Source organism: Streptomyces sp. NPDC059900, from assembly GCF_050270335.1.
In the GTDB taxonomy this organism is placed as follows: Bacteria; Actinomycetota; Actinomycetes; order Streptomycetales; family Streptomycetaceae; genus Streptomyces.
Window position 1 is genome coordinate 1 of sequence record NZ_JBNNJZ010000355.1, and the last position, 8,552, is coordinate 8,552.

The 8,552-nt window shown below is 68.5% G+C and carries 3 protein-coding genes; all 3 read left to right on the plus strand.

Features of this window, described 5'->3' with window-relative positions:
* Positions 1-93: 93 nt before the first annotated feature.
* The gene (locus ACQKIP_RS32195; RefSeq protein ID WP_365858062.1) at positions 94-5,607 is read left to right on the plus strand and encodes a HAMP domain-containing protein; all 5,514 of its coding nucleotides are present in this window, start codon (positions 94-96) and stop codon (positions 5,605-5,607) included.
* A 244-nt stretch (positions 5,608-5,851) separates the two neighbouring features.
* A complete protein-coding gene (locus ACQKIP_RS32200) occupies positions 5,852-6,535 on the plus strand; it encodes a response regulator (RefSeq protein WP_365858064.1) in 684 nt (227 codons plus the stop codon).
* A gap of 137 nt (positions 6,536-6,672) precedes the next feature.
* Positions 6,673-8,552: DNA translocase FtsK (locus ACQKIP_RS32205; protein ID WP_427744901.1), on the plus strand; the 1,880-nt coding region annotated here is incomplete at its 3' end.

Consider the following 8,552-nt stretch of genomic DNA (forward strand, 5'->3'; position numbering starts at 1 on the left):
GGCCTGGTTCAGCCATGGTGAAACACTGGGCAGGCTTCTAAAGAGAGCCCAGGTAACCCGAGCAGTACGGTCGACCCTTGCGGGAGGGACACAGTGGAGTCTGGCGCAGCGACGCGGGGCACTAAAACGCGTGCGAAAGACGGACAGTCCCCCAGTAAACAGCGCAAACCGCGCCACGGGGCGACGACGTCGGTGGACACGGCGGCCCTGAACAGGTTGCTCGCGGCGCTTGCGGCCATGCGGGACGGAAACTTCCGCAAGCGGCTCACGGTCTCCGGTGACGACGTCATGTCCGAGATCGCCGCCGTCTTCAACGAGGTGGCCGACCGGAATCTGCATCTGACCGGCGAGCTCTCGCGCGTCCGGCGCATGGTCGGCCGTGAGGGGAAGCTCACGGAGCGGCTGGAGAGCGGTGCGAGCGAGGGCTCGTGGGCCGCGGCGATCGACGCGTCGAACGCGCTCGTCGAAGACCTCGTACGCCCTGTTTCCGAGGTCGGACGGGTGCTCTCCGCGGTCGCCGAGGGCGACCTGGAGCAGCGTATGGAGCTGCGGGCGCAGGCGGACGAGGGGAGCGGCCATCCGCTGCGCGGGGAGTTCCTGAAGGTCGGCCGGACGGTGAACAACCTGGTCGACCAGCTCTCGACGTTCACCGACGAGGTCACGCGGGTGGCCAGCGAGGTGGGCACCGAGGGCAAGCTGGGCGGTCAGGCGCGGGTGCGTGGAATGTCCGGTTCGTGGAAGGACCTCACGGATTCGGTGAACACCATGGCGTACCGGCTCACCGCGCAGGTGCGTGACATTGCTCTCGTGACGACGGCGGTCGCCAAGGGTGACTTGTCCCGGAAGGTGACGGTTCACGTCGCCGGCGAGATGCTGGAGCTGAAGAACACCGTCAACACGATGGTGGACCAGCTCTCTTCGTTCTCCTCCGAGGTGACCCGTGTCGCGCGCGAAGTCGGCACCGAGGGCGAGCTCGGCGGCCAGGCACAGGTGCCTGGTGTGGCGGGAGTGTGGAAGGACCTCACCGACTCGGTGAATCTTATGGCCGGCAATCTCACCGCACAGGTGCGCGGGATCGCCCAGGTCACGACGGCCGTCGCGAACGGCGATCTGTCCCAGAAGGTGACGGTGAGCGCACGCGGCGAGGTGGCCCAACTCGCCGAGACGATCAACCAGATGACCGAGACGCTGCGTACGTTCGCCGACGAGGTCACCCGCGTCGCGAACGAGGTCGGCGCCGAGGGTCAGCTGGGCGGCCAGGCGAACGTGCCGGGCGCGGCGGGGACCTGGAAGGACCTCACCGACTCGGTGAACACGGTTTTCCGCAACCTCACCACGCAGGTGCGCGACATCGCGACGGTCACGACGGCGGTCGCCAACGGAGACCTCTCGCAGAAGGTCACCGTCGACGTCGCGGGCGAGATGCTCGAGCTGAAGAACACCGTGAACACGATGGTGGACCAGCTCTCCGCCTTCGGCGCGGAAGTGACGCGGGTCGCGCGGGAGATCGGCGTCGAGGGTGAGCTCGGCGGCCAGGCGCAGGTGCAGGGCGCGGCCGGTACGTGGAAGGACCTGACGGACTCGGTCAACACGGCCTTCCGCAACCTCACGGGCCAGGTCCGCAACATCGCGCAGGTGACGACGGCGGTCGCCAACGGCGATCTGTCGCAGAAGGTCACCGTCGATGTCTCCGGCGAGATGCTTCAGTTGAAGAACACCGTGAACACGATGGTGGACCAGCTGTCGTCGTTCGCCGACCAGGTCACGCGGATGGCCCGCGACGTGGGCACCGAGGGCCGCCTCGGCGGTCAGGCGCGCGTGGACGGCGTGAGCGGCACCTGGAAGGAACTGACCGATTCGGTCAACTTCATGGCAGGGAACCTGACGTCGCAGGTACGTCAGATCGCCCAGGTCACGACGGCGGTGGCGCGGGGCGACCTGTCGCAGAAGATCGACGTGGACGCGCGCGGCGAGATCCTGGAGCTGAAGAACACCATCAACACGATGGTCGACCAGCTCTCCGCCTTCGCCGACCAGGTGACCCGGGTGGCCCGCGAGGTGGGCACGGAAGGCCGTCTCGGCGGGCAGGCGCAGGTGCCCGGCGTGGCCGGCGTGTGGCGCGATCTGACCGACTCCGTGAACGGCATGGCCGGCAACCTCACCGCCCAGGTCCGCAACATCGCGCAGGTCGCGACCGCGGTGGCGCGGGGTGACCTGTCGCAGAAGATCGACGTGGACGCGCGCGGCGAGATCCTGGAGCTGAAGAACACCCTCAACACGATGGTCGACCAGCTCTCCGCCTTCGCCGAGCAGGTGACGCGGGTCGCCCGCGAGGTGGGCACCGACGGCATCCTGGGCGGGCAGGCGGAGGTGCAGGGTGTCTCGGGCACCTGGAAGGACCTCACGCAGTCCGTGAACGGCATGGCGAACAACCTGACCCTCCAGGTCCGCAACATCGCCGAGGTCACCACGGCCGTCGCCATGGGCGACCTCTCCAAGAAGATCACCGTCGACGCCAAGGGCGAGATCCTCGAACTCGTCACCACCGTGAACACGATGGTCGACCAGCTCTCGAACTTCGCCGAGCAGGTGAACCGCGTGGCCCGCGAGGTGGGCACGGAGGGCATCCTCGGAGGTCAGGCGCGGGTACCGGGCGTCACCGGCACCTGGAAGGACCTCAGCGACAACGTCAACCTGATGGCGAACAACCTGACCGGCCAGGTGCGCAACATCTCCCAGGTCTCGGCGGCGGTCGCCAACGGAGACCTCACCAAGAAGGTCACCGTCGAGGCGCGCGGCGAGGTCGCGCAGCTCGCCGACACCGTCAACACGATGGTGAAGACGCTGAGTTCGTTCGCGGACGAGGTGACCCGAGTGGCCCGCGAAGTGGGCACGGACGGCATCCTCGGCGGTCAGGCCCGTGTTCCCGGAGTGTCGGGTACGTGGAAGGACCTGACGGAGTCCGTGAACGGCATGGCCTCCAACCTCACCGGCCAGGTCCGCAACATCGCGATGGTCACCACCGCGATCGCCAAGGGCGACCTGACCAAGAAGATCGACATCGATGCCCGGGGCGAGATCCTCGAACTCAAGACCACCATCAACACCATGGTCGACCAGCTGTCGTCCTTCGCCGAGCAGGTCACGCGCGTGGCCCGCGAGGTGGGCACCGAAGGGCAGCTGGGCGGTCAGGCGCGGGTGCGGGACGTGGACGGCACGTGGCGCGACCTCACCGAATCGGTGAACGAGATGGCAGGAAACCTGACCCGTCAGGTGCGCGCCATCGCGGAGGTCGCCACCGCGGTGACGCGCGGCGACCTGAACCTGAAGATCGACGTGGACGCGGCGGGCGAGATCCAGGTCCTCCAGGACAACATCAACTCGATGATCGCCAACCTCCGCGACACCACCCTCGCCAACAAGGAACAGGACTGGCTCAAGGGCAACCTGGCCCGCATCTCCGGTCTGATGCAGGGCCGCCGCGATCTCGCGGACGTCGCCTCGCTGATCATGAGCGAGCTGACGCCGGTGGTCTCCGCACAGCACGGCGCCTTCTTCCTGGCCCTGCCCACGGACGAGGCCGCGGAGCCCGGTGCCGAGCAGGAGGACGCGTACGAACTGCGCATGATGGGCAGTTACGGCTACTCCATGGGCTCCATGCCGACGTCCTTCAGGCCCGGCGAGACGCTGATCGGCACCGCCGCGCAGGAGCGGCGCACGATCCTCGTGGAGAACGCGCCGTCCGGCTATCTGCGGATCGCGTCCGGCCTCGGCGAGGCGCCGCCCGCCCAGGTGATCGTCCTTCCGGTGCTCTTCGAAGGAACCGTCCTCGGCGTGATCGAGCTGGCCGCCTTCCAGGCGTTCACGCAGATCCAGAAGGACTTCCTCAGCCAGATCGCCGAGATGATCGCGACGAGCGTCAACACCATCAGCGTCAACACGAAGACCGAGGTGCTGCTCAAGCAGTCGCAGGAGCTGACCGAGCAACTGCGCGAGCGGTCGGCGGAGTTGGAGAACCGGCAGAAGGCGCTCCAGGACTCGAACGCCGAACTGGAGGAGAAGGCCGAGCTGCTTGCCCAGCAGAACCGCGACATCGAGGTGAAGAACACCGAGATCGAAGAGGCCAGGCAGGTCCTGGAGGAGCGCGCCGAACAGCTCGCGGTCTCGATGCGGTACAAGTCCGAGTTCCTGGCGAACATGTCGCACGAGCTGCGTACGCCGCTCAACTCGCTGCTGATCCTGGCCAAGTTGCTCGCCGACAACGCCGACGCCAACCTGACCCCCAAGCAGGTGGAGTTCGCCGAGACGATCCACGGCGCGGGCTCGGACCTGCTCCAGCTGATCAACGACATCCTCGACCTGTCCAAGGTCGAGGCGGGCAAGATGGACGTCTCCCCGACGCGCATCGCCCTGGTGCAACTGGTGGACTACGTAGAGGCCACGTTCCGGCCGCTGACTGCGGAGAAGGGGCTCGACTTCTCCGTACGGGTGTCTCCGGAGCTGCCCGCCACGCTGCACACGGACGAGCAGCGGCTCCTCCAGGTGCTGCGCAATCTCCTGTCCAACGCGGTGAAGTTCACCGACTCCGGAGCGGTCGAGCTGGTGATCCGGCACGCCAACGCCGATGTGCCCAACGCCATCCGCGAGCAGCTCCTGGAGGCGGGGTCGCTGCGGGACGCGGACGCCGATCTGATCGCCTTCTCGGTGAGCGACACCGGCATCGGGATCGCGGGCAGCAAGATGCGGGTGATCTTCGAGGCGTTCAAGCAGGCCGACGGGACGACGAGCAGGAAGTACGGCGGCACGGGACTCGGGCTCTCCATCAGCCGGGAGATCGCGCGTCTGCTCGGCGGAGAGATCCACGCGGCGAGCGAACCGGGCCGCGGTTCGACGTTCACGCTCTATTTGCCGCTGCACCCGAGCGAACTGCCGCCCCAGGGCTACACGCAGCTCGCGCCCCTGCCGGGAACGCCGTCCAGGCCCGCCCTGGAGGAGGCTCCGCCCGCGGCCGAGCAGCCGCCGCAGAGCGAGGACGTCGAGCCGCCCGAGGCGCAGGAGACGCCGGAGTCCGGCACGCTCTTCCGGCGCCGCCAGCGCGCCGCGCACGCCTCTTCGAAGCAGCCGCCGGTGCTGCCGGGGCAGGGCGCCAGGGAGGCTCAGGAGCAGCGTCCGCCGGAGCAGTGGCCGACCTCGGGGCAGGAGGCTCCCGTGTCTCGTGCCGGCTATCAGTTCGGCGGCGAGAAGGTGCTCATCGTCGACGACGACATCCGTAACGTGTTCGCGCTCACCAGTGTCCTGGAGCAGCACGGGCTCTCGGTGCTGTACGCGGAGAACGGCCGTGAGGGCATCGAGGTCCTGGAACAGCACGACGACGTGACGGTCGTCCTGATGGACATCATGATGCCGGAGATGGACGGGTACGCGACGACGACGGCGATCCGCAGGATGCCGCAGTTCGCCGGGCTCCCGATCATCGCGCTCACCGCGAAGGCGATGAAGGGCGACCGGGAGAAGGCCATCGACTCCGGCGCGTCCGATTACGTTACGAAGCCGGTCGACCCGGATCATCTGCTCTCGGTGATGGAGCAGTGGATGCGCGGGGAGTGACCGAGAAGCGGCTTCATTACGCGGAGTTGCTGACAGAGTGTGGCCGAAGTCGTGTAGGACCGCGGTATTCGGGGAACCTTCTGGTCTCCCACTGCGTTTCTGCTACGTGCACGGTGACATCGCGGTGACAGGGTGTGGCGACAGGCGGGGTGCGGCTACCATGACCGGCACAAGGACGGACGGCGTAAGGGAGTCGTCCCCTGGGGCGGCGCCCGGTGTACCGCCGGGACGAGGAGGGCGGGCCATGGTGCAGAAGGCCAAGATCCTCCTGGTCGATGACCGGCCGGAGAATCTGCTGGCGCTGGAGGCCATCCTCTCTGCGCTCGATCAGACCCTGGTACGGGCATCGTCCGGGGAGGAAGCGCTCAAAGCACTACTGACGGACGACTTCGCGGTCATTCTGCTGGACGTCCAGATGCCGGGCATGGACGGTTTCGAAACCGCCGCGCACATCAAGCGGCGAGAACGGACCCGGGACATCCCGATCATCTTCCTCACCGCCATCAACCACGGACCGCATCACACCTTCCGGGGTTACGCGGCAGGGGCGGTGGACTACATCTCCAAGCCCTTCGATCCGTGGGTGCTGCGCGCGAAGGTCTCGGTGTTCGTAGAGCTGTACATGAAGAACTGCCAACTGCGGGAGCAGGCAGCGCTGCTGCGTCTCCAGCTCGAAGGCGGCGGCAAGTCCACGGCGGGTGACGCCAAGGAGCCCGCGGGGCTTCTCGCCGAGCTCTCGGCGCGCCTGGCGGCCGTCGAGGAACAGGCGGAGGCGCTGTCGAAACAGCTGGACGACGAGTCGGCGGATGCCGCCGCCGTCGCCACCGCGGCCCATCTCGAACGCAAACTCACCGGCCTGAGGCGGGCTCTTGACGCTCTGGAACCGGGCACCGGCAGCGGTGCGCCTTCGGTGTCCTCGCAGAACTGAACCGGTGCGTAACCGGGCGAAAGCGGGACCGGGAGCGGTGAACGTCCGTCAGTTCACCGCCCCCGCAAGGGCGACACAAACGGGTGAAGCAGTGGGCACACGTGTCCGCAGTGGTCTCCACCGGTAACCTCGGTCCCATGGCCTCACGTCCGTCCGCAGCCAAGAAGACGCCCGCGAAGAAGGCGGCCGCGCCCACGAAGGCTCCGGCGAAGAAGGCCGCCGCCGGGAAACCGCCCGCCAAGAAGGCTCCGGCGAAGAAGGCGCCCGCCAAGAAAGCCGCGGCGAAGAAGCCCGCACCCAAGCCGGCGCCCAGTCCCACGGGCGGCGTGTACCGCCTCGCGCGCGCCCTGTGGCTCGGTCTCGCGCACAGCGTGGGTGCGCTGTTCCGCGGCATAGGGCGAGGCGCCAAGGGGCTCGACCCGGCGCACCGCAAGGACGGCGTCGCGCTGCTGCTGCTCGGCGTCGCGCTGATCGTCGCCGCGGGCACGTGGTCGAATCTGCGCGGTCCCGTCGGTGATCTCGTCGAGATGCTGGTGACCGGCGCGTTCGGCCGCCTCGATCTGCTCCTTCCGATACTGCTCGCGGTCATCGGCGTACGCCTGATCCGGCACCCCGAGAAGCCCGAGGCGAACGGCCGCATCGTGATCGGCCTGTCCGCGCTCGTCATCGGCGTGCTCGGCCAGGTGCACATCGCCTGCGGCTCGCCCGCCCGAGCGGACGGCATGGCGGCCATAAGGGACGCGGGCGGCCTCATCGGCTGGGCCACGTCCACCCCGCTGATCTTCACCATGGGCGAGGTCCTCGCCGTACCGCTGCTGGTCCTGCTGACCGTCTTCGGGCTGCTCGTGGTCACGGCGACGCCCGTCAACGCCATCCCGCAGCGGCTGAGGCTGCTGGGCATCAAGCTCGGCATCGTCCAGCCGGAGCCCGAAGAGGTGCAGGGGGACTACGCGGACGACGAGCGGTACGAGGAGCAGTGGCGCGAGGCGCTGCCCGCGCGCTCGCGCAGGCGCCCGGCGGCCGACGAGCCCTACGACCCCGACCGGGCGGAGGAGGAGGCGCTCACCCGGCGGCGCAGGCCCCGCAGGGCGTCCTCGCAGCCTTCGCTCGACCGGCCGATGGACGCGGTGGACGTGGCCGCCGCCGCTGCCGCCGCCCTGGACGGCGCCGTCCTGAACGGCATGCCGCCCTCGCCGCTGGTCGCCGACCTCACGCAGGGCGTCTCCGGGGAGCGGGACCAGAAGTCCACCGAGAGCTCGGAGAGCTCGGTGCCGGTGCCGGGCGCGCGTGCCACCGAAAGCCCCTCGCAGGCCGGCGAAAGCCCCGCCCGCGCCGTGGACGCGCCGCCGCCCGGCGTGCGGCGCAAGAAGCCCGGCGAGTCCGCCGGCTCGTCCGGCTCCTCCGATTCCTCGGTGCCGGACCTGACCAAGGCGCCGTCGGACAAGCAGCGGGACCTCCCGCCGCGCGCCGAGCAGCTTCAGCTCGCCGGCGACATCACGTACTCGCTGCCCAAGCTCGACCTCCTGGAGCGCGGCGGCCCGGGCAAGTCCCGCAGTGCCGCCAATGACGCCGTCGTCGCCTCGCTCAGCAACGTCTTCAAGGAGTTCAAGGTCGACGCGGACGTCACCGGCTTCACGCGCGGTCCGACGGTCACGCGGTACGAGATCGAGCTGGGCCCGGCCGTGAAGGTCGAGAAGATCACGGCGCTGGCCAAGAACATCGCGTACGCGGTCGCCAGCCCCGATGTCCGCATCATCAGCCCCATCCCCGGCAAGTCCGCGGTCGGCATCGAGATCCCGAACTCCGATCGCGAGATGGTCAACGTCGGCGACGTGCTGCGGCTCGCGGACGCTGCCGAGGACGATCACCCGATGCTGGTCGCGCTCGGCAAGGACGTCGAGGGCGGCTTCGTCATGGCCAACATGGCGAAGATGCCGCACATCCTGGTCGCCGGTGCCACCGGCTCCGGAAAGTCGTCCTGCATCAACTGCCTGATCACGTCGATCATGATGCGGGC